The organism is Bacteroidales bacterium (assembly GCA_016707785.1).
In the GTDB taxonomy this organism is placed as follows: Bacteria; Bacteroidota; Bacteroidia; order Bacteroidales; family UBA4417; genus UBA4417.
The window spans coordinates 1-19,822 of sequence record JADJGZ010000004.1; the positions used below are offsets into that span (position 1 = coordinate 1).

Consider the following 19,822-nt stretch of genomic DNA (forward strand, 5'->3'; position numbering starts at 1 on the left):
AAATTGTCGTTCTTCTTTTTTTCTTCAATTTTAAAACTTCATCCATTGTTTTCCCGGGAAGAGGTACAAGTGAAAGAAAGTGAATTGCAGAATAAGTGTCGTGCCAATTGCCACCAGCTTCCTTTGTTGCTTGTCTATTTCTGCTTCATCTAAATTAATTTTCTTTTAATCTTCCGCAATGCCCCAATAAACATACATCATTTTCTTTTATTTTCTTCCTTTTCATAAGCATGCAGGCTATCTCTCCTTGTTAAGTTGAAGCAGCAGTTCTGCTTTTTTAATTTTCTCCCTTTGTTAAACATATTTTTTGATAGCTCTTTACTCCGAAGTGTATCAGTGTAACCCAACTCTTTCTAAATTGTCTGATAAGCAAGACATATTTTGAAACCATTATTAACAAATTGTTGAATAAGGTATTTTCTTCTTTTTAATTGAGTAATAAGTCTTTGGGGAAATAAGGAATAGTAATTATCAGCTGAATAATAATTTGCAGTTCCCTGATTTTTCCTGCTTTCATAAATAATGGCTTAAACTTAGAAGCATCATGCTTTACTTTTAAACAGTTTTTCAGCAAATGAAATAATTGCATCTATTTTTTTTATATCAAGCCTCAAATTATTGGATGTATTCAGGCTTTCTATCTTCATATAACATAAATATTCTGCTCAATCGATTCAAAGAGGTCTAGTAAATAATTATTTAAGTTCTTTCCCATTAACATTTCATCTATGATACTTTGTTACAGGCAAGTTATATATCTTAATGGCTTTTTTATCAGGCCAGCCAGAGAACTTTTTGCCCGTTATTCTCTTTGAAACATATCACGATGCATAAACAATAATGCTTCCTGTCTATTAATATAACAAATTCTCCAAAAGAAAGCGCAATGCTGTAATTAATTTAAATTCAAAAAGAAAAATCATAGAAGGAATTCATCTTCGTCAATTGGGCCGCTCTGAGGGGGATGATTCTTCCTGAAAGGATGCCTTTGGCTTGGATTCTTCAGGGAAAAGCATTTTTATACAATCTCTTAATTTGCAATAAGACCACCATCATTTGAAAATCGATTCGATTATGGATTTCATGCCATCCTTAACACGTTTTACGCGGCAGCCAGGGACTCAGGTACATCTTTTTCTCAGCTTGAAAGCAGAAAACCTAACAAAGCAGAATATTTGTTCAGAATCAGCAGTTGCCCCCAAAGTCAGCAGGCGATCTGGCTTATTTTCTCAGCCGTTTGAAGTCCTTGCGTATATTTCTAAACTAATAAATTTTCCATTTTTTATTTCCACAATCTCCTTATAGTTCCTTCTCTGCCGGAAGTCAAGTTTTTCCATTGTTTTTTACAGTTTATATTGTCGGATTCTACAAACCCTTCAATTCTGTGAAGTCCCAATTTTTCAAAACCATACTTAAAATGATAGGCATTGTTTCAGTCATGATTCCTTTGTCTCCAATAATCAGAAGCAGCCAAAACCACTTCCGCTTTTTATGTGCTTTGCTTAAACTATTCAGACCCCCAGCTCCATAAGATGTTGTATTATCCAATGAGCAAACTGCCCACCAAATTCCTGTTTCCTTCTACTCCAAACTGGTAAAAAATTTCATTTGTGCCTTTGTTTCTTCCAATGTTGTATAACTAACTCCATAGTATTTAATAATGTCCGGGTGCGACAGACCTCTGTATACATTTTCCAAGTCACTTCCTGAAAACTGTCGAAGTAAAAGTCTATGTGTTTTTATTATGGGAAAATCCTTTTGCTGTCATAGTCTGGTTCTATTTTCTCAGTTCACAAACAAGGAATTATGCAACTCTATAAAATTATTATGTAACACTCCTTCCTTGCGAGTTCATAAATTGCAACGATCCTTTAAAGGTAAGTGATGCTATATTCAAATTAAACAAATTCGAAACAAATATGTGGTTTTTCCAAATCAGCAGAAGCAGTTTTAAAAGAACTTAATGTTGATCCTGCTTTTGGTCTTTCTGATGATGAAGCTATAACCAGAGTGAAGAAATAGGGTTCAAATAAATTACTGTCAGAAAAAAAAAAAAGCATAATCCTGTTGTTTTTTGCCCAGCTTAAAAACTGGTTAATATATATCCTGCTTGGAGCGGTGGTTATTACCATTTTTATGGGAGAGTATGTTGATGCAGCTATAATTTTATTTGTGATAAGTATTAATGCAATCCTGGGCGTAGTTCAGGGAAGTAAAAGCGGGAAAGCGATTGAAGGACTTAGAAACTTACATTTCAAAACACTTGTTCGCAGAAATGGAGTTGTTCAGGAGATTGATTCTGAAAATATCGTACCTGGTGACATCCTAATCCTTGATGCGGGCAGAATTATTTCCGCAGATATTCGCCTGATCGAATCCATTAATCTGCAGGTTGATGAATCATCATTAACAGGGGAATCTGTTCCATCAGAAAAGACGCCACCCTTTATTCAAACTGACCTTAAACCGCCCGGGAGACCGGTTAACCTAGGTTTCATGTCAACTATAATAACCATAGGAAGAGGATTCGGGGGTAGGGAGGGAACAGGAATGAATACAGAAATTGGTAAAATTGCTTCCATCATAAACACAGAGATTAAGTCGAAAACTCCATTGGAAATCTGTTTGAGATAAACTGGGCAAAACTTAGGTATTATTGCAATAGTCATTTGTGTATTGATTTTCATCATTGCAATGTTGCAGGGAAGGGATTTGTCTGAAATATTCCTGATGTCGATTTCCTGGCTGTGGCCGCCATACCAGAGGACTGGCAGCAATAGTAGCAGTCTATGGCAATAGGGTTACAAACCTTTCAAAAAATGCCATTATTAAACAACTTTCCGCTGTTGAAACACTGGGTTCTTTGAATATTATCTGCTCCGACAAAACAGGTACATTAACTACAAAATAAATGACGGTTACAAGCTGTTTCACCCATCAAGGTCTGCAGTTCAGCTTGGATTGAGGATAATATGATTCAGAAGAGCAAAAACCCGGCTAAAGTCATGATCCTTGCCTGACACGAGCTATGACAATGGGCAGGAACCGGGGACCCCAATGGAAATAGCTCTGCTGGTGATGGGCGATAAACTGGGGATTGACCGTAAATCATTACTCCACAGCAACAAGCGTATCGATGAATCGGCTTTTGATTCTGACCGAAAGTTAATGTCTACACTGGTTGAAGAAAACGGGAAGTTTTATGTCTATACAAAAGGAGCTCCGGGAAACTTAATAGAAATCTGCACCCAGGTATTAGAGGATGGAAAAACGAGTCCTTTAACCGAAGCTCATAAAAAGAGGTACCTGGATGCTGCCATTATTATGTCTGATCAGGCTTTGCGCACGCTTGGGGCAGCCTATACAGGTAAATGAAAAATTGACCCACACAGAGATGGAAAAGACCTGATACTAGTCGGCCTGGTGGGTATGATAGATCCACCAAGGGCTGAAGCGAAGGACCTGATTCTAAAAGCAAAATGGCCGGGTAAAAACGTCTCATGATTACCGGTGACCATAAGAATACGGCATTCGCTATTGCCTTTCAGCTGGGAATTGCAGAAAAGATAGAACAAACATTAACGGACAGGAAATTGACGGGTTTACTGAACTTGAATTCTCTGAAAAGATTGATAATTATAATGTTTTGCACGTGTGTCCCCCGAACATAAAGTAAAATTGTACGGGCACTGGAAATCTCAGGGCAATATAGTTTCCATGACGGGTGACGGGGTCAACGATGCCCCGTCGTTAAACACTGCCGATATTGGAGTAGCGATGGGAATTACAGGGACTGATGTTGCCAAAGGTGCTTCAGATATGATTCTTACCGATGATAATTTTTCAACCATTGTTTCGGCTATTGAGCAGGGTAGAAATATTTACAATAACATAAAAAAGTCCGTTATTTTCCTGATTACCTGTAACCTGGGGGAAGTGATAACCATCTTCGTCGCACTTATTATTGGCTGGAAAGCTCCATTAATTGCAACACAACTACTTTGGATAAACCTGATCACTGACTCCCTCCCTGCAATAGCACTTGGAATGGATCCGGGAAACACCGATGTAATGAAAGAAAAGCCACGGCCTGCCAAAGAAAGTTTCTTTGCCAATGGTGCCGGTATGCATGTTTTGCTTGGGGGAGTTTTGATAGGTTCATTAACGATCACCGCTTACTTTTTTGGATATTATGAGCATGGCTACACTCCGTTTGATAAGCAGGTACCGCAAAAAACAATAGAATATGCCCGTACAATGGCTTTTATGGTATTGGTGGTATGTCAGCTGGTTTATTCGCTAGCACTGAGAAATGAACGAAAATCCATTTTCAGCATCGGAATTTTTTCAAATAAATTTCTTGTGGGAGCCATTCTGTCAGGTTTAGCCCTTCAATTCCTTGTGGTTAAAATTCCAGCCATAAAAAGTGCATTTCATTTGCAGATGCCTGATCTCAGAGCGTGGGGGATTATTCTTGCACTTGGAATTACTCCATTGATATTAAATGAACTTATTAAATTAATTATCAGAGTTTCGAAAAAAACATGGTGAAAACAATCTGCAAGAATCTTGCTTTGCAAATTCATTGCGATTGAGTATAGTTACGCAAAAACGGGATAAATCAATATACGGGTGTGCTGGCTAATCAGGCAGCAGCAATGTTATGGTTTTCACAACATCACTTTCGTGATTTCAACCCCTGCCTGGGTTTCAGTTCGCAACAGGTAGGCACCTTTTGGTAAAAATGAAATATCAACCTGAATCTTTTCATTTGGACTAAATTCCTTTTCCCAGAATAACTGTCCGTTGATGCCTGAAATAGCAACTTTTACACCTGAAGATACCTGATCATTGAATTCGATATTGATAATTTCTGTGGCAGGATTAGGGTACACAGTGATGTTTCCTTTTGACAATTCACTTTCTGGCATCCCCAAAGCACCGGCATTGGTGGTTTTCAGGATTAAACCATTATCACCAGCAATAAAACCAATACTTTCGTCATAAAAATACACATCCCATAAATTAAGGCTGGTTCCGCTCACCGAAATCGTCCAGTGCAAACCGGCATCAGCTGTCATCAGGATAGTACCATCTTTGCCTGTTATATAGCCGTTGTTTTCAGAAGTGAATACAACAGAATATAAATCCTTAATAGTCACTGAGGGTAAAAACAGTCCAGTTTTCCCCGGCATCAGTGGTTTTCATTATACAGCCTACTGCACCTACTATGTACCCTGTGTTTGGGTTAGTAAAAAACACATCTGAAGGATGTTGCCATGATGGAGATGAAACAATCCAGTTTAGCCCCCCATCAACTGTTTTTAACACTTTTCCAGATCCTCCGACAGCATATCCTGTGTTTGCATCTGTGAAGAAGCAGGATTGCAGGTCATCATTAACCGGACTTAGCATCATATTCCAGGTTTCACCGCCATCAGTAGTTTTACGCGAATGACCTTTGGTAACATTGTCAGGACTGCTTCCTACGTGCATACAACCAACACTGGCATTAACAAAGAATAAATCATTAATCCAGTTTCCTGTTGAATGAAATTTGGATATCCAGGTGGCTCCTCCATCAGTAGTTTTCAGGATTCTTCCGCCATCCATACTGGCAGTTGAAACCATTCCGGTACTTGCATCCATAAAATAAAGGGAAGTAAGGTCCATCTCCGTACCACTTTCAAGGGCTATCCAGTTGGTGCCCCCATCATCCGTCTTAAAAAGAACCCCACCACTTCCTGCTAAATACCCCGTTTCTGGCTGAGGAAAACAAACCGAGAAAAGCTTTTTATCGGTAGGTGCCGGTGAAAGTATGGTCCACTGGGCAAACGTTACAGATGAAAACAATAACAGGATCCCAAGAATATTGAATGCTTTCATAGGTATATTTTTTAGGTTATTGCAAAATATTGTCAGTTACAAAGTTATACCAATGTCAGAACCAAATCTACTACCCGGTTGGGTAGTATTTTTCATAAGTTTGTCAAGTACTTAGCAAAAGAATCATAATTATGAGCCTGGTAAGTGATTTCTTTAAACCTGTCCCTTCCATCGAAGGCATCAGTGAGGCTGATTATGAATCACTCAGGCACTATATTAATACCCTGGAAGCCATAGCCCGCCTGGTTGACCTGAGTTATTACATAATAGACTATAAGAAGCGTGAATTTATTTATGTTTCAGGACACCCCCTGTTTCTTTCAGGCTATCAGGCTGAAGAAGTCCGGCAAATGGGATATGATTTCTTCGGAAAAGCAGTTCCTCCGGATGATTTGAATATGCTGCTTGGAAATCAATGAAAAGGGATTTGAGTTTTACTATAACTTGCCCTCAATCAGGCGTCCGAAGGGATATATCTCCTATGATTTCAGGCTGAAACACAAAAGTGGCAGCACCATCCTTATTAATCATAAGCTCACCCCTGTAATTCTGAATGAAGAGGGTGACCTGTGGATTTCGCTATGCCTTGTCACACTCTCCACTGCACGAAAAACCGGTAATATGAATATTTTCATGCAGGATGAGGGGGTAAAATATCATTATAGTTTCAGGACGAAGAAATTCCAGGCTGCAAAAAACCAATCCCTTACTGCGACAGAGAAACAGGTTATTCAGCTTCTTTCGATGGGGAATTCAAGTCGTCAGATTGCAGCGCAATTATCAGTGAGTGAAAACACCATCAAGTTTCACAAGAAAAATGTCTTCCGGAAACTTGGGTCAAAACAGTAATGAAGCTGTTTACTCTCTACCATTCAGAAGTGATTTTCGAATCCCTGATGGAATAATATTACCATAAAAAGACTCAACTGACAACACCAGCAATCAAGTCATTCGTGCTAATTCGTGCATTCGTGGCATTAAAACTCCCTCAGGATCATGTTCATGGCCTTTCTTTTCAGCTTTCTGAGTATAATAGGGATAAATATCAGCGAATGGAGTTTCGAATAATTTTGAGTGATCCATGATGCAATTTTTTCAATAATAAAAATAAACTTAGAGACGCCTGGGTCGGGCGTCTCCACGGGTAAACCGGGTTAAATCAAATCAATAACCCTATTGACATTAATGTTTAAACCTGCCGTCCAGACCCAATTCCGAACACGGAGTTCATCGGTTCTGACCGGGTTTAAGAAATCCATATTCATTGATATATCCAGGCTTATCAGCTTGTAGATTTCAACACCTGCACCAAGCAGGTAGCTCATCGAGAATTTTTTGTATTTTGAATAATCCGGAAACTGGCTCAAGGTATACAGATCAGGGAATTCCTCCATATCTTTTGCTAACAGGTAACTTGCCTGCAGGCCTACCATAAAATAAGGGTTAATAAGTTTTTTGTTCAGGTGAACTTTCCCAAGTAAATCAAGATTCAGATAATCAAAAGTGTTCTTCACTTTCTTATCATTTATTTCATTATTGCCCAGGCCCACCTGCACAGGATCTACAAATCCTTTCCTGCTGTAACCGAGCCGGATCAATGAATTCAGGCTTTTTGCATGTTCGAGTTCAACAAAGGAAGCAACTCCAAATGTGTTGATAGAATTCCATTGGGAAGTGCCATCAGCAGGCTTTTCGGGATTTTTAACCAACTGCGTGGCATTGTTAAATTGTGGGCTCACGCCATAGTTGACGATCTGACTACTTACACTGATTGAAATAAAAAGAAGAGGCAAAGCAAAGATGAATGATTTTCTCATGACAGAAAAGATTTAGGATTGAAAATAAAAGATGAATTAAAAATGGTTAGAGTAGAAATACCTATAGTGATGAATTTGACGATAAACGTAAAATATAAAGGAATATTATTAAGTGGAACTTTAATTCAGGAATAAAATACTAATCAGTCAGTATAATCTGGTTAAGTCTATTCGATATCTGTATAAGTACAATAAATGCAACCCTCATGCGGGGTTAACAAATTATAAATCAGGAAAACCTGCCGTGTGCACATTTGCAAATTATTGTGAATCCCTGTCATTTACCTTTAGCAAAAAAGCATCAAATACGACCTGAATTTCACCTTTAAAATTCTGATCATTCAAATGAGTCTTCATAAAGGCAGAACTATCTTCTTTCTTGTCGTCGGCAAAACCAAAGTAATCGGAAAAGCCTGACAAAAATCACATTTTTCCTTTAGTATATTTTCTACTTCTTTGAATACCAAACCATGACCAAACTTTTCATATTTCTTGTCATCAGAGCTACCACAGCAAGAAACGAAAATTAATTTATTGAGTTTACTATGATTCCTTTTGATAAAACTGCGTAGAGGAGGTATAAGTTTACCCATCCATATTGGCCCACACAAGATAACTCTATCAAAATCTTTCAAGTTGTTCTTCAGTGGCCAAATCCCTAAGTGAATATTCATTAAAAAAAATAGAAAAATATTGAGTCGTGGCTTGATTTCTTCTATCTGGCAGGATAATTCTTTTGAAATTTTTCTGGCTAAGTATTTATTGCTGCCTTTGTTCGAATAATAAACTACAATTGTTTTCATCTGTTAAATATTAATTTTAAGTGTAATTTAATTTTTAAAGTAGATAAGAAAAGTCACCTTGCTAATATAGCCATTTGCATTGATAGGTAAACCTTTCTTTGAAAAATCATCATTGCAAAAGCTATCCCAACGGTGTCAGGCTTTCGGGTATAATTATGTAAATTTAACATTATGGTATTTCTATATCAGTGAACAGTAGTCAATATCATTTGTTTAATATATTATAAGATTAATTAAACAATATCTTTACTAACAGATTAAACCAATGAAAAATATAAATGCAATAGGACTCGACACTGTTAAAGCTAAACAACTAGCAGAAAAACTAGATGAACTTTTGGCAAATTACTCCATATTTTATCAGAACACCAGGGGGTATCACTGGAACATCAAAGGTGAGAAGTTTTTTGAGCTTCATTTAAAGTTTGAAGAACTCTACAACGACTTATTCCTGAAAATAGATGAAGTTGCCGAAAGAATTTTGACTTTAGGTCATTCGCCTTCACACAACTATTCTAAGTACAGGGAGGCTTCCAAAATAGCCGAGAGCGATCAGGTGAGCGATGGAATCAAAGCTGTTGGTGAAATACTAAATGCTTTTCAAACAATAATAATTCTGCAGCGCGAATTACTGCTATTATCAGCGGATGCTAATGACGAAGGGACAAATGCCCTTATGAGTGACTATATCCGCCAACAGGAAAAATTAGTGTGGATGTATTCCTCATTTTTAAATTAAAATTCCGGGGTTGTCGACACTCAAAGATTAACGGATGAAAATTCTACTAACAGGAGTTACAGGATATATTGCGCAACGTCTTTTGCCGGTATTGTTGCAAAACGGTCACCATGTTGTATGTTGTGTCCGTGATCAAAAGCGTTTCAATTCAAAAACATACGCCTCTGAAAAATTAAGCGTAATTGAAGCTGATTTTCTGAAGAAAGAAAGTCTTAATTCTATACCTGGGGATATTGATGTGGCTTTTTATCTCATTCATTCCATGTCGACTCAAACAGGTGATTTTGAATCTATGGAGCAGGTATGTGCCAGAAATTTCCGGGAACGAATACAAAATACCAATGCCCGGCAAGTAATTTATTTAAGTGGTATTGTAAATGAATCGGAACTGTCGAAACATTTGTCGTCGCGAAAAAATGTGGAAAGTATCCTGGCGGATTCAAGCTTTGCCCTTACCACCTTGAAGGCTGGCATTATTGTAGGATCAGGCAGTGCCTCCTTCGAAATTATCCGCGATTTGGTTGAGAAACTCCCGGTAATGATAACACCACGATGGCTTGAAACAAAATGCCAGCCTATCGCAATCCGTAATGTTATAGAATTTTTAGTGGGTGTTACCGGCAACACAGAAACCTATAATAAAAGCTACGATATAGGCGGGCCCGATATACTGAGTTACAAGCAAATGCTACTGCAATTTGCAGCGATCAGAGGTCTGAAAAGAAGAATAATCATCGTACCTGTTATGACGCCGAAAATCTCCTCGTATTGGTTATATTTCGTAACAGCAACATCATTTTCTTTAGCTAAGAATCTTGTTAATAGTATGAAAGTTGAAGTGATATGCTCTCCGAATAATTTAGCATCAAAGCTTGGAATTTCACTGATAGATTATAATACTTCAATTAAACTGGCTTTCGATAAAATTGAGCAAAACCAAGTATTGTCGAGTTGGAAAGATGCACAAACCAGTAATCTTCTGAAAAAAGGTATTTCACAGTATATTGAAATTCCAGTAAATGGCTGTTTTATAGATGTGCGTAAAAGTAAAGTTAATAACAGTCAGACATCTGTGAATAAAATCTGGTCGATAGGGGGTAAAACAGGCTGGTATTATGGGAATTGGCTATGGGAATCAAGAGGTTTTGTAGACAAGCTGTTAGGTGGAGTTGGAATGCGAAGAGGCCGTAAAAGTTATACAGAACTGGCAGCGGGCGATGCTTTGGATTATTGGAGGGTGCTCTATGCCGATCGTGAAGAAAAAAGGCTCTTGCTTTACGCTGAAATGAAGTTGCCGGGTGAAGCATGGCTTGAGTTTAAAATAGATGAAAAGGATTTATTGACACAAACAGCTACTTTCAGACCTTTAGGACTGGCTGGCAGGCTATATTGGTATTCATTATTACCTTTTCATGGTTTGATTTTCAGCGGTATGTTAAAAAAAATAGCAAACGGATAACTTCAAAAACAAAAAAGTAAGTTTCACAAAAAAAATAATTGACTTCATTATGAACCAAATTCTTCCCCTTCGGTCATTAGGCAAATCAGAATTGATGATAACTCCGGTTGGTCTGGGCTGCTGGCAATTTAGCAAGCAAAATAATATGGCCGGAAAATTCTGGCCCAACATGGAAGATGATCTTATCACGCAAATGGTAAAAATCTCCCTGGAAGGTGGTATCAATTGGTTTGATACTGCCGAGTTATATGGAAATGGTGCTTCAGAGCGAGCCTTGGCAGCATCTCTCAAAGCTACTGGCAGAAAACCTGGTGAAATTATAATAGCCACTAAATGGTGGCCGATGTTCCGATTTGCATCTAATATCCTCAAAACAATTGATCAGCGAATTGAAGCCCTGGCACCTTACCCCATTGATTTGTACCAGGTTCATCAGCCCTGGGGGTTCTCAAACACAAAAGCTGAAATGGAAGCCATGGCAAGGCTGGTTAAAGAACACAAAATACGGTATGTAGGGGTAAGTAATTTCTCGGCTGCTCAAATGAGAAATGCATGGGAAGTTCTTCAAAAACACAACATTCATCTGGTTTCCAATCAAGTAAGGTACAATCTGCTTGACCGCAAAATTGAATCTAATGGTATTCTGCAAACTGCAAAAGAACTTGGAATTACCATCATCGCTTATTCACCGTTAGCGCAGGGGTTGGTTACCGGGAAGTTTCACGATAATCCGGAACTGTTAAAAAATATCGGCATGCGTAAACATTCTTCACAATTCAAACCCAACGGACTGGAAAAGAGCAGGCCTGTTATAAAATCTGTTCAGGAACTCGCCATTAAATACGATGTTACTCCATCGCAAATCGCACTCAACTGGCTGATTAATTCTCATGGTGACACTGTTGTGGCTATTCCCGGCGCTACCAAAGAAGCGCACGCTAAAGAAAACGTTGGGACAATGAGGTTTAAATTAACAGCTGAAGACCTATCCATACTTGACAAAAAGAGCACTCTGTTCAGATAAAGCATGAAAAGCACAATATCACCAGCAATCGGAGCATATTTGTGATCCTTCAATTAACGGACAGTTTCTTATCACGGAAAGACTCATTCCAGGTTGTTTCTATCAGTGACGAATTTCGAACCTGCTTATAATGAGTCTATTCACCACATATTTAACTTTACAAAAAGACCATTCAATGAACGAACTAAAAATTGGCAGCACTATTCCATCATTTACATTGCCTGATCAAAACGGAAGTCTATTCGATATTAATTCTGTGATCGGCAAAAAGAACGTGGTGATTTATTTTTATCCCAAAGATGACAGTCCTGGCTGTACAGCACAAGCCTGCTCCTTCCGTGATCAGTTTGAGGTATTTAAGGAAGCAGATGCAGTAATTATTGGCATTAGCGGACAATCTGTCGAAAGCCATAAAGAATTTGCCATCAAACACAGGCTTACCTTTACCCTGCTGAGCGACAAAGGCAATAAAATTCGTAAACAATTTGGCGTACCTACCAATTTATTAGGATTGCTTCCGGGCCGTGTAACCTATGTGGCAGATAAAACGGGCAAAGTAATTTATATCTTCAATTCGCAAATGCAGGCAAGCAGGCATGTGGATGAAGCGCTAAGGATACTCAAACAAACTAAATAGACTGAATCTTTATGAAAATGCGATGCACTTTTCTTTTATATTCAGTAATCCCTGGGCCGACCAGCTCGATTTTTCCGTAAATGAATTAGCAACGGTATAAGCAGATCTTGATTGTAGTATTGGCAATGATCTTGCTAAAATGATTTAGAAGTACACCCTGAAAGAAGCCGATGACGTGAAGCGATCTAATTGCAAAGTCATTAATGCCACTTATAGATGAGCAAAATTATGAATCATTTCCAGAAATACTTTTGTATCAAAGCCTGTAGTTCATCTTTGTGGATAGGCTTGGCAATATAATCGTTGCATCCTGCTTCTATTGATTTCTCCCTGTCGCCGGTTAAACCATGAGCGGTTTGTGCAATTATAATAACCTCTTTGTTAGATTCCCTGATTTGCCTTGTGGCTTCGTATCCACCCATTTCGGGCAAACGAATGTCCATCAGTATCAGGTCAATGTCCGGATTGGAAAGGCACATTTCAACTGCTTCAACACCTGTTCCCGCCTTTAAAATTTCTTTGCTGAACATATTGACTGTTTCGTCCAGCAACATTCCTGAAACCTCATCATCTTCTACAATCAGAATTTTTAGTTTCCTGAAATCATTGGTTTTCCCTGAAGACTCAGGTTGTTGTTTATTGGTTTCTTTAACTGCATTGGTTTTATAAGGCAAGGTGAAATAAAACGATGAGCCTATTCCCTCTTCGCTTACAACCCAAATTTCGCCACCAAGCATTTTGACATAGGCTTTGGAAATTGACAATCCCAGGCCTGCACCCTGGTATGCCATTTTCCAGCAATATCAGCCTGAATAAAACGCTCAAAGATTGCTTCCTGCCTGTCGATGGGTATTCCGATCCCTGAATCCTTAACATAAAATTCCAGGAATTCTTCTTTTAACTGATACCCAAATTCAATGGCTCCTTTGTGACTGAATTTTATAGCATTTTTAACAAGATTGGTTATAATAGAATAGAACTTCTCATTGTCGGTTTTAATGCACACATGATTATCGGGCAGGGATTTCCCGACAATTAAATGTATTCCTTTCTCGTCGGCCTGTGGTTTGAAGAAGGAATAAATATAGTCGAGTTTCTCATTAATATTCGACTCTTCTATTTCAACTGTTATCAGGCCGGCTTCAATTTTCGAAATATCAATAATATCGTTAATAATATTAAGCATACGAGCCCCACTCTTTTCTATGATCCGGATGTACTCTTTCTGCTGTTCTCCGGTGAGGTTAGGTCTTTTCAACAATTCAGAAAATCCTAAGATTCCGTTCATCGGGGTTCGTATTTCATGGCTCATATTGGCAAGGAATGCAGACTTAAGGCGATCGCTCTCAAGGGCCTTATCTTTTGCTTTAATAAGTTCTTGTTCAGCAATCTTACGTTCTGTAATGTTTTCATGCATAAAAACAAAACGCTCAGGCTTGCCAATACTATTATTTAATGGGAATATCAGTGCACGAATCCAGAGTGGAATATCAGGGGCTTCAGCTATAGCATCATGTGCATTGAAGTATATATCAGGTAAATGAACAAGCTCACCATTTAAAGCCCTTGATACCAGATCCTTCAATTCGCTGCCCTTACTTTTTAAATCCTCAAAAATCGAAAACTCAGGTGGTGGAACAGCACCAAAAAGATTAATAAAGGCAGGATTCCCCTCAGAGTATGCCCTTCTTTATCGACTACTTGAATCGACATTGGGTTATTCTCAATAATATCATTTAATAAGGCCTCTGCATTTTTTTGTTCTGTAATGTTTTCATGCAATAATACTATTTTATTAGGAGTCCCATTACTATCATTTAATGTAAAACCCAGTGCTTTTACCCATTCCGGCGAATCAGGGAATGATGGGTCAACATCATGAACATTATAATATGAATCAGGAAAGTAGACAACTTCTCCTTTTTTAATCCGTTCAAACAATTTACCAAAACCCTGCGCTAATAATTGAGTATCTTTTAATACCGAGTAATCAGATGGAGGCTTTACTCCAAAAAGTTTAGTATGTGCAGAATTTACCTGAATTGGATATCCTTCCATATTCAGAATTTGAATAGACATAGGATTTTTTTCAATAATATCCTTAAATATGGCTTCTGATAGCCTATTCTCAGTAAAATCAGTATGTATACCAAATAGACGAATAACCTTGCCTTCATCGTTTTTTAATGAAGCGGCTTTATTATGAATCCATCGATAAGTTCCATCCTTATGGCGAAATCTGAAATCCAGAATAAAATGCTCAACTGGTTGGTTTAAATATGAATATACTGCATTCTGGCAATATTCCTTTTCATCAGGATGAAGGTGCTCAACCCAGGTATTAAATTCATTTTTCAACTCATAATCCTGGTATCCAATTTGCTTTTTCCATTGCTCAGAATAGAAAACTTCGTTGGTTTCAACATTCCAATCCCATATTCCTTCTTCAGAAGCTTCAATAACAAGAGAATAGCGTTCTTCGCTCTTCTTCAGTTTTTCCTGGGCCCGTTGGCGCTCGATGATCGTACCAATCAGTCGTGCCGAGGCATGAAGCCGATGTTTTGTCAGCTCAATGATGTATGGCGGGCGCGATTCGTACTGCATGGCAAGGGCTTGCAGCTCTGCATAGTCAACTTGATAATTTGATGCCAATTCACGTAGTTTCTCCTCATCATTTGGAGGGTCGCCATAACCAAAATTGATCGCACCAACAATCTCATCACCAACCCTGATTAGCACTGCATAGAGATGGATCCCACCATCACAGTCAATGTCAGCAGGCTGTCCTGTTTCGATAGCTGTCTTAGATGCGCGCGACCAACAGGATTCATGACAGTGCCACCGACCAGAGTTCAGCGCCTCGCGGTTATCGTTGGTGTCACATAGCGCGCGGGATGCAGCATCCATGAAGCGGCACCAGCCAGAGGAGAATATACCCAATGCGTAATCACCGTTTTTTTCATAAACAGCTGTAGAGGTATCGAGCAGGTTAAGATAGTCGCCCACAATGTCGGTTAGCGTCTCTTCACCTACCGAGTCGAGAATAAGCCGGGAGGTGTTAAGCGCAACCAGGTCGCCATAAGGTGGATTATAGGCCAGTGCTTGCTTTTCAGATGGATGGTGAGTGCTGGTCAACAGCCATTCAAGGCGTTTCATTTCCTTTTGAGCTAACCTTGCCTTTGTTATATCCTGTAAAATACAATGTGTTTGCTTAAAATCACCTTTCAAATCATAGCCTATTCTGCCCTCAAAAGCTATAAACAGCACTGAACCCTCTTTATGGATCATTTCAAATTCGCTGTGAATATGACCCTGAGCTTTAAAAACAGGAAACCGCATTCGAAATCCATCCTGATAGGCAGGTGTAAGAAAATCACCAAACCACTTGCCAATTACTTCTTCACGCTGATAACCCAACAAATCGAGCCACTGCTGATTGACTTCAATAAAATAACCATCAATATCAAGAGACTGATAACCCAAAGGTGCTTTGTTAAACAAAAGCTGAAACCGCTCTTCGCTCGCCCGCAGCTCAACTTCGGTATGATTATGGGAAAGCAGCTCAGCTTCAGATGTTGCTTTTAAGGAACTATGCGCGAGCCTCAATTCCTGTAACTCACTGATGAGTTGTTCTTTGGATTTTTGTAAATCATTCATAAACATACTCCTTATTTAACGGTAAGCATTTTTATGTAGGCGACTTCTCAGTCAATGGTTATAGCCGGATCATGCATGGCTGGTTTCCACATCGATCTAAGGGAACCGTATCGTAAAGGCATCGGTTCCGTCAACTGGAGAAGATTCCCTGCATACAGCCTGCCAAGCTATAAACAAAGGCTCTTCCAGTTTACTCACGAATATAATAAATATACTGATCTGAATGGGTCTGCCACCCGACAAAAGACTGAAAGTTACTCCACGCTGCATAACTCATTCGAATCACAGTCACGTATGAGCATAAAAACTGTACTTCAAATTTAATGATTTCCTTAAATTTTAAGTACTTTTAAATAATTCCCATGAGAAGGAAAAATATCTTTTTACCCTTAATTGATACTTAACATATTCGTCACCAAACCTATTCTTCATAAAAGCCTCTTCTCCTTTTATTATCAAATGATAGGTAATTAAACTGTATACTCCTAAAATTAAAATGAGCCAATGGAAGGTAAAAACTAAAGATGCAATTGTAATTAAATCAAAACCCACATACATGGGATTTCTGCTAAATTTATAAATTCCATTAGTTTTTAATGTTGTGTCCTCCGAAGGCAATCCCAGGCGTGTTGATTTCCCTAGGTTTACAAGACTTATCACGGTAAATAATAATCCCGCAAAAAGTAAAATTATTGATGCATAATTATTGTAAAAAAACAATTTTCTCTCTATTATATTGATATCGAATAGCATCAAAAACAAAACAATCCAAGTAATATACCCGGATATTTTTCCTGAATAAAAGAGTATCGGGTTAATCGTTGTTCGTCCTATTAGTTCCATATTATATTTTTCATCGAAAAATACATAAATTTGCCGGGTCTAAAAACATTGGATGTTTAAGTTGAAAATGGATCTGGTAAAGTAAATAACCTTTGGTATTTTGCCCAAGGTTATCCCTTCGTTAAACTCCGGCAATCTCTTGCCCGGGTTATTATCACGTGAATATATAAAAATTATCGAAGCAAGGCCTGGCATGGATTGTATTCCTATGCCCTGTTTTCAACAACATAAATTTAAACATCATGAATAACGAAAATAAATCCATTCACGAATTCGACTTCAATTTAATCTGTGAATATTTTTCAAGTCTCGAACGTCAAGGGCCTGGCAGCCCCGAAGTAACTATCAAAGCATTAAACTTTACCGGTAATCTCACCCGGGAATCCCGTATTGCCGACATTGGCTGCGGAACAGGCGGCCAATCGGTGGTATTGGCACAACATACACCGGGACATATTACAGGTATCGACCTTTTCCCTGCTTTCATTGACCAGTTGAATGTGAATGCCAACAAACTGAATATTCAGGATAGACTAAAAGGCATTGTCGGTTCAATGGACAACCTCCCTTTTCAGCATGAAGAGTTAGACCTTATCTGGTCGGAAGGTGCAATCTATAATATTGGATTTGAGAAGGGGCTGAAAGAGTGGAATCAATTCCTGAAACCGGGCGGTTACATTGCTGTTACAGATGCTTCCTGGTTTACAGAAGAACGGCCTGCTGAAATCAATGCATTCTGGCAGGATGCTTACCCTGAAATTGACACGATCCCCAATAAGGTCGCCCAATTACAAAAAGCCGGGTATATTCCGGTTGCGAGCTTTATCCTGCCGGAAAACTGCTGGACGGAACATTTCTATGTCCCTCAAATGGAGGCACAGAGAATTTTCCTGTCAAAGTATAAAGGCAATCCAACGGCTGAGGAACTTATCGCATCTCAGCAACATGAAGCGCAATTATACGCCAGGTATAAAGCGTATTATGGCTATGTATTCTATATTGGAAAGAAGATCTAAGTAATCATTCAAAACGGACTGTCCTGTTCTCAGGGCAGTCCGCTTTTGTTACAATGTATGAAGGTTGGGTCATGCAAGAATCGGGTCCTGTCCAGAAACCGTAAAAGAAAAGGATTGGGGACAGTTCTGCCTCATTCAATCTGGCTGGTTTATGGAACAAAGCTTCTGGATTCTGTCTGCCAGTATGCTATTCCGGATTCTCCCAGGTATACAACTTTTTCTATTGATGTCCAGTCTATAGTCTGAAATGGGATGTTGCTCATTTTATTCTTTTGTCAACTTCAATCAACTTATTAACGGTTGGATTACTCCTATCTAATTGTTGCATTGTGTTTCACCTTAAAATTAACTGAATTTGCTATAAAACAAAGTTCATTAGCTTTTTGATGTAACTCATCAATTTTGCCAGCCAGATCAATATTCTCAATAGTGACTACCGGATTAAGAATTACTTCTTTAAATCTCCCTCCACCGTTTTCAGTTTCACTCAATATTCCAACTGGATTATCAATATAATCAGTAATAACAATTCCACTTTCAGCGCACAAGTGCAGAAACCAAAGCATATGACAACCCGAAAGCGAGGCTAATAATAATTCTTCAGGATTATATTTTGTCTTATCACCACGAAATACGGGGTCAGAAGAAGCAAAAATACCGACTTTGTTTTCAGCCTGAATGGTATAACTCCTTTCATAAGACCGATAATCAAGAGTTCCACTTCCGGTGTTACCAGTCCATTTAATTGCCAATTGGTATAAATGTTCTTTAATCATCATTTAACTATTTGTTGTACTTTTTAAATGCCCGGTAAGAAAGTGCGCCTGGGTGTTACCCAAAGCTTCATCATGTCATATCTTTTTAGGGTTGCCACATGTTTATTTTTTACAATGATTGATTACTAACTGAGCATTAGTCAATGGCTAAAATTCCGATACAGACAGCTGCAGGCATTTATTTATTCCGGAATCGGTTCTGCCAGCAATTCCTTTCCGGCTAAATCATAATAGGTACAGATCATTTTATCCAGGCTAACCACCCATTTTTCGATACCCGATTTTGCGCAATCGCTGCAGAAGGTCATATAATCCGTCTTTCCCTGCTGGTGAGCAAGTAAGTCAGCTTTGAATTGTTCAATACCAGGTGATGTCTCAATCTTTAAGCTATCATACCTAGCAACCGATGAGGTTTTATATTCATTTGCTCCGAAATAGTCGGTATGGCCATCGGTGACATAAGCTTCATAGTGTGTTACCCCTAATTTTTTTATATCCTGAATATATGCAGGAAAGTCTGCCCCGGATTTCACATTGCTATGGGCCGCTTTGATATCATCTATGGTAAACATATCAGTTATTAATCATTATTATTATGTTCAAAAATACCTTGTTAATAAAGATGCTTATTACCTTATATCAGGCATTCGGGTGATATCCTCAATATGAATAAGAGTTAACTTCCATTCGTCATTTTTTTGTTTACTCCATACAAGGCTATAATTCCCTCTTTCTTTAAGAACAGGTCCTCCCGGGGGAGTCAGGTCAAGACTGTAGGTTCCGCCATTATAGGCTATTGATTCATTGGTTTCTTTGATTAAAGAATTTGTTTTTATGTTACTAAGAACCTTAACTCCGCCACTAACCCAATTTTGCGCAATTGCAGAAGTACCCGAGTGAATTAATGAATCATTCATTACTATTGCATTGTCGGCAATAGTGTTCATTATTGCGGCAGAATCATGGTTGTTCCAGCCAGCAAGGAATTCCATCATCAATGAATCAATATTGACTGATTGGGATTGTTGCATCTTTTCGCCAGAATTTTCAGGTCCCTGATTGCACCCAAAAATTACACAACATAAAGAAATCATAACCAGGTTTTTCATAGTGATTGTTTTTAAAATCATGTAATTTATAGCTCAGTAAATATCCAACAATTCCA

General features: G+C 38.5%; 20 protein-coding genes and 1 pseudogene. 9 read left to right on the plus strand and 12 right to left on the minus strand.

Features of this window, described 5'->3' with window-relative positions; translation table 11 throughout:
- Positions 1–1,917 precede the first annotated feature (1,917 nt).
- A pseudogene (locus IPH84_03420) lies at positions 1,918–4,551 on the plus strand (cation-translocating P-type ATPase).
- A gap of 119 nt (positions 4,552–4,670) precedes the next feature.
- Here the strand turns inward: IPH84_03420 and IPH84_03425 are convergent.
- Entirely contained in the window at positions 4,671–5,195 is a 525-nt protein-coding gene (locus IPH84_03425) for a T9SS type A sorting domain-containing protein (protein MBK7172285.1), read from the minus strand.
- On the minus strand, positions 5,152–5,886 hold the full coding sequence (locus tag IPH84_03430; protein ID MBK7172286.1) for a hypothetical protein: 735 nt from the start codon (positions 5,884–5,886) through the stop codon (positions 5,152–5,154). Before IPH84_03430 ends, IPH84_03425 begins: the two co-directional genes overlap by 44 nt.
- Positions 5,887–6,017: 131 nt before the next feature.
- Between IPH84_03430 and IPH84_03435 the strand changes: the two genes are divergently transcribed.
- Both IPH84_03435 and IPH84_03440 read left to right on the plus strand, forming a co-directional pair.
- Positions 6,018–6,305, plus strand: coding sequence for a hypothetical protein (locus IPH84_03435; protein MBK7172287.1), 288 nt, complete (start codon positions 6,018–6,020; stop codon positions 6,303–6,305).
- Complete coding sequence (locus IPH84_03440; protein MBK7172288.1) at positions 6,292–6,735, plus strand: helix-turn-helix transcriptional regulator; 444 nt, start codon at positions 6,292–6,294, stop codon at positions 6,733–6,735. Before IPH84_03435 ends, IPH84_03440 begins: the two co-directional genes overlap by 14 nt.
- A gap of 93 nt (positions 6,736–6,828) precedes the next feature.
- On the opposite strand, the gene IPH84_03445 is transcribed toward IPH84_03440, so the two are convergent.
- The 3 genes from IPH84_03445 to IPH84_03455 all read right to left on the minus strand — a co-directional run bounded on the left by IPH84_03445 (position 6,829) and on the right by IPH84_03455 (position 8,506).
- Positions 6,829–6,969: a hypothetical protein gene (locus IPH84_03445; GenBank protein ID MBK7172289.1), complete on the minus strand. Its 141-nt coding sequence runs from the start codon at positions 6,967–6,969 to the stop codon at positions 6,829–6,831.
- A 71-nt stretch (positions 6,970–7,040) separates the two neighbouring features.
- Complete coding sequence (locus IPH84_03450) at positions 7,041–7,703, minus strand: PorT family protein (protein MBK7172290.1); 663 nt, start codon at positions 7,701–7,703, stop codon at positions 7,041–7,043.
- Positions 7,704–8,056: 353 nt separating this feature from the next.
- Positions 8,057–8,506 (minus strand): hypothetical protein, encoded by a 450-nt coding sequence (locus IPH84_03455; GenBank protein ID MBK7172291.1) that lies wholly within the window; start codon positions 8,504–8,506, stop codon positions 8,057–8,059.
- Positions 8,507–8,771: 265 nt separating this feature from the next.
- Here IPH84_03455 and IPH84_03460 point away from each other — a divergent pair, with 265 nt between their 5' ends.
- From IPH84_03460 to IPH84_03475, 4 genes are all read left to right on the plus strand, one after another.
- The gene (locus tag IPH84_03460; GenBank protein MBK7172292.1) at positions 8,772–9,245 is read left to right on the plus strand and encodes a DNA starvation/stationary phase protection protein; all 474 of its coding nucleotides are present in this window, start codon (positions 8,772–8,774) and stop codon (positions 9,243–9,245) included.
- Positions 9,246–9,279: 34 nt separating this feature from the next.
- Positions 9,280–10,704, plus strand: coding sequence for an SDR family oxidoreductase (locus IPH84_03465; GenBank protein MBK7172293.1), 1,425 nt, complete (start codon positions 9,280–9,282; stop codon positions 10,702–10,704).
- Positions 10,705–10,798: 94 nt separating this feature from the next.
- The gene (locus IPH84_03470; protein ID MBK7172294.1) at positions 10,799–11,728 is read left to right on the plus strand and encodes an aldo/keto reductase; all 930 of its coding nucleotides are present in this window, start codon (positions 10,799–10,801) and stop codon (positions 11,726–11,728) included.
- A 175-nt stretch (positions 11,729–11,903) separates the two neighbouring features.
- A complete protein-coding gene (locus IPH84_03475; GenBank protein MBK7172295.1) occupies positions 11,904–12,365 on the plus strand; it encodes a peroxiredoxin in 462 nt (153 codons plus the stop codon).
- A gap of 233 nt (positions 12,366–12,598) precedes the next feature.
- On the opposite strand, the gene IPH84_03480 is transcribed toward IPH84_03475, so the two are convergent.
- The 3 genes from IPH84_03480 to IPH84_03490 are packed head-to-tail and all read right to left on the minus strand — an operon-like array spanning position 12,599 to position 16,022.
- Positions 12,599–13,129 (minus strand): response regulator, encoded by a 531-nt coding sequence (locus IPH84_03480; GenBank protein ID MBK7172296.1) that lies wholly within the window; start codon positions 13,127–13,129, stop codon positions 12,599–12,601.
- A complete protein-coding gene (locus tag IPH84_03485) occupies positions 13,075–13,950 on the minus strand; it encodes a hypothetical protein (GenBank protein MBK7172297.1) in 876 nt (291 codons plus the stop codon). Before IPH84_03485 ends, IPH84_03480 begins: the two co-directional genes overlap by 55 nt.
- 17 nt (positions 13,951–13,967) lie before the next feature.
- Positions 13,968–16,022: a PAS domain S-box protein gene (locus IPH84_03490; GenBank protein ID MBK7172298.1), complete on the minus strand. Its 2,055-nt coding sequence runs from the start codon at positions 16,020–16,022 to the stop codon at positions 13,968–13,970.
- Positions 16,023–16,097: 75 nt separating this feature from the next.
- On the opposite strand from IPH84_03490, the gene IPH84_03495 reads away from it, so the two are divergent.
- Positions 16,098–16,346 carry a hypothetical protein gene (locus IPH84_03495; protein MBK7172299.1) on the plus strand — a complete coding sequence of 83 codons (249 nt, stop codon included), beginning with the start codon at positions 16,098–16,100 and terminating at the stop codon, positions 16,344–16,346.
- A gap of 15 nt (positions 16,347–16,361) precedes the next feature.
- Here the strand turns inward: IPH84_03495 and IPH84_03500 are convergent, their stop codons facing one another.
- A complete protein-coding gene (locus IPH84_03500; protein MBK7172300.1) occupies positions 16,362–16,865 on the minus strand; it encodes an isoprenylcysteine carboxylmethyltransferase family protein in 504 nt (167 codons plus the stop codon).
- Between the two features lie 242 nt (positions 16,866–17,107).
- On the opposite strand from IPH84_03500, the gene IPH84_03505 reads away from it, so the two are divergent.
- Complete coding sequence (locus IPH84_03505) at positions 17,108–17,881, plus strand: class I SAM-dependent methyltransferase (protein MBK7172301.1); 774 nt, start codon at positions 17,108–17,110, stop codon at positions 17,879–17,881.
- Positions 17,882–18,192: 311 nt separating this feature from the next.
- On the opposite strand, the gene IPH84_03510 is transcribed toward IPH84_03505, so the two are convergent.
- From IPH84_03510 to IPH84_03520, 3 genes are all read right to left on the minus strand, one after another.
- Positions 18,193–18,654 (minus strand): OsmC family protein, encoded by a 462-nt coding sequence (locus IPH84_03510; protein ID MBK7172302.1) that lies wholly within the window; start codon positions 18,652–18,654, stop codon positions 18,193–18,195.
- 185 nt (positions 18,655–18,839) lie between these two features.
- Positions 18,840–19,229 carry a DUF1398 domain-containing protein gene (locus tag IPH84_03515; GenBank protein ID MBK7172303.1) on the minus strand — a complete coding sequence of 130 codons (390 nt, stop codon included), beginning with the start codon at positions 19,227–19,229 and terminating at the stop codon, positions 18,840–18,842.
- Positions 19,230–19,286: 57 nt separating this feature from the next.
- Positions 19,287–19,766 (minus strand): nuclear transport factor 2 family protein, encoded by a 480-nt coding sequence (locus tag IPH84_03520; protein ID MBK7172304.1) that lies wholly within the window; start codon positions 19,764–19,766, stop codon positions 19,287–19,289.
- Positions 19,767–19,822 lie beyond the last annotated feature (56 nt).

Coding starts and splice junctions, on each gene's coding strand:
- IPH84_03515 (MBK7172303.1), bottom strand. CDS start 19,229: ATGTTTACCATAGATGATATCAAAGCGGCCCATAGCAATGTGAAATCC.
- IPH84_03500 (MBK7172300.1), bottom strand. CDS start 16,865: ATGGAACTAATAGGACGAACAACGATTAACCCGATACTCTTTTATTCA.
- IPH84_03455 (MBK7172291.1), bottom strand. CDS start 8,506: ATGAAAACAATTGTAGTTTATTATTCGAACAAAGGCAGCAATAAATAC.
- IPH84_03505 (MBK7172301.1), top strand. CDS start 17,108: ATGAATAACGAAAATAAATCCATTCACGAATTCGACTTCAATTTAATC.
- IPH84_03450 (MBK7172290.1), bottom strand. CDS start 7,703: ATGAGAAAATCATTCATCTTTGCTTTGCCTCTTCTTTTTATTTCAATC.
- IPH84_03490 (MBK7172298.1), bottom strand. CDS start 16,022: ATGAATGATTTACAAAAATCCAAAGAACAACTCATCAGTGAGTTACAG.
- IPH84_03460 (MBK7172292.1), top strand. CDS start 8,772: ATGAAAAATATAAATGCAATAGGACTCGACACTGTTAAAGCTAAACAA.
- IPH84_03425 (MBK7172285.1), bottom strand. CDS start 5,195: ATGCCGGGGAAAACTGGACTGTTTTTACCCTCAGTGACTATTAAGGAT.
- IPH84_03495 (MBK7172299.1), top strand. CDS start 16,098: ATGGCTGGTTTCCACATCGATCTAAGGGAACCGTATCGTAAAGGCATC.
- IPH84_03445 (MBK7172289.1), bottom strand. CDS start 6,969: ATGGATCACTCAAAATTATTCGAAACTCCATTCGCTGATATTTATCCC.
- IPH84_03465 (MBK7172293.1), top strand. CDS start 9,280: ATGAAAATTCTACTAACAGGAGTTACAGGATATATTGCGCAACGTCTT.
- IPH84_03470 (MBK7172294.1), top strand. CDS start 10,799: ATGATAACTCCGGTTGGTCTGGGCTGCTGGCAATTTAGCAAGCAAAAT.
- IPH84_03520 (MBK7172304.1), bottom strand. CDS start 19,766: ATGAAAAACCTGGTTATGATTTCTTTATGTTGTGTAATTTTTGGGTGC.
- IPH84_03435 (MBK7172287.1), top strand. CDS start 6,018: ATGAGCCTGGTAAGTGATTTCTTTAAACCTGTCCCTTCCATCGAAGGC.
- IPH84_03475 (MBK7172295.1), top strand. CDS start 11,904: ATGAACGAACTAAAAATTGGCAGCACTATTCCATCATTTACATTGCCT.
- IPH84_03430 (MBK7172286.1), bottom strand. CDS start 5,886: ATGAAAGCATTCAATATTCTTGGGATCCTGTTATTGTTTTCATCTGTA.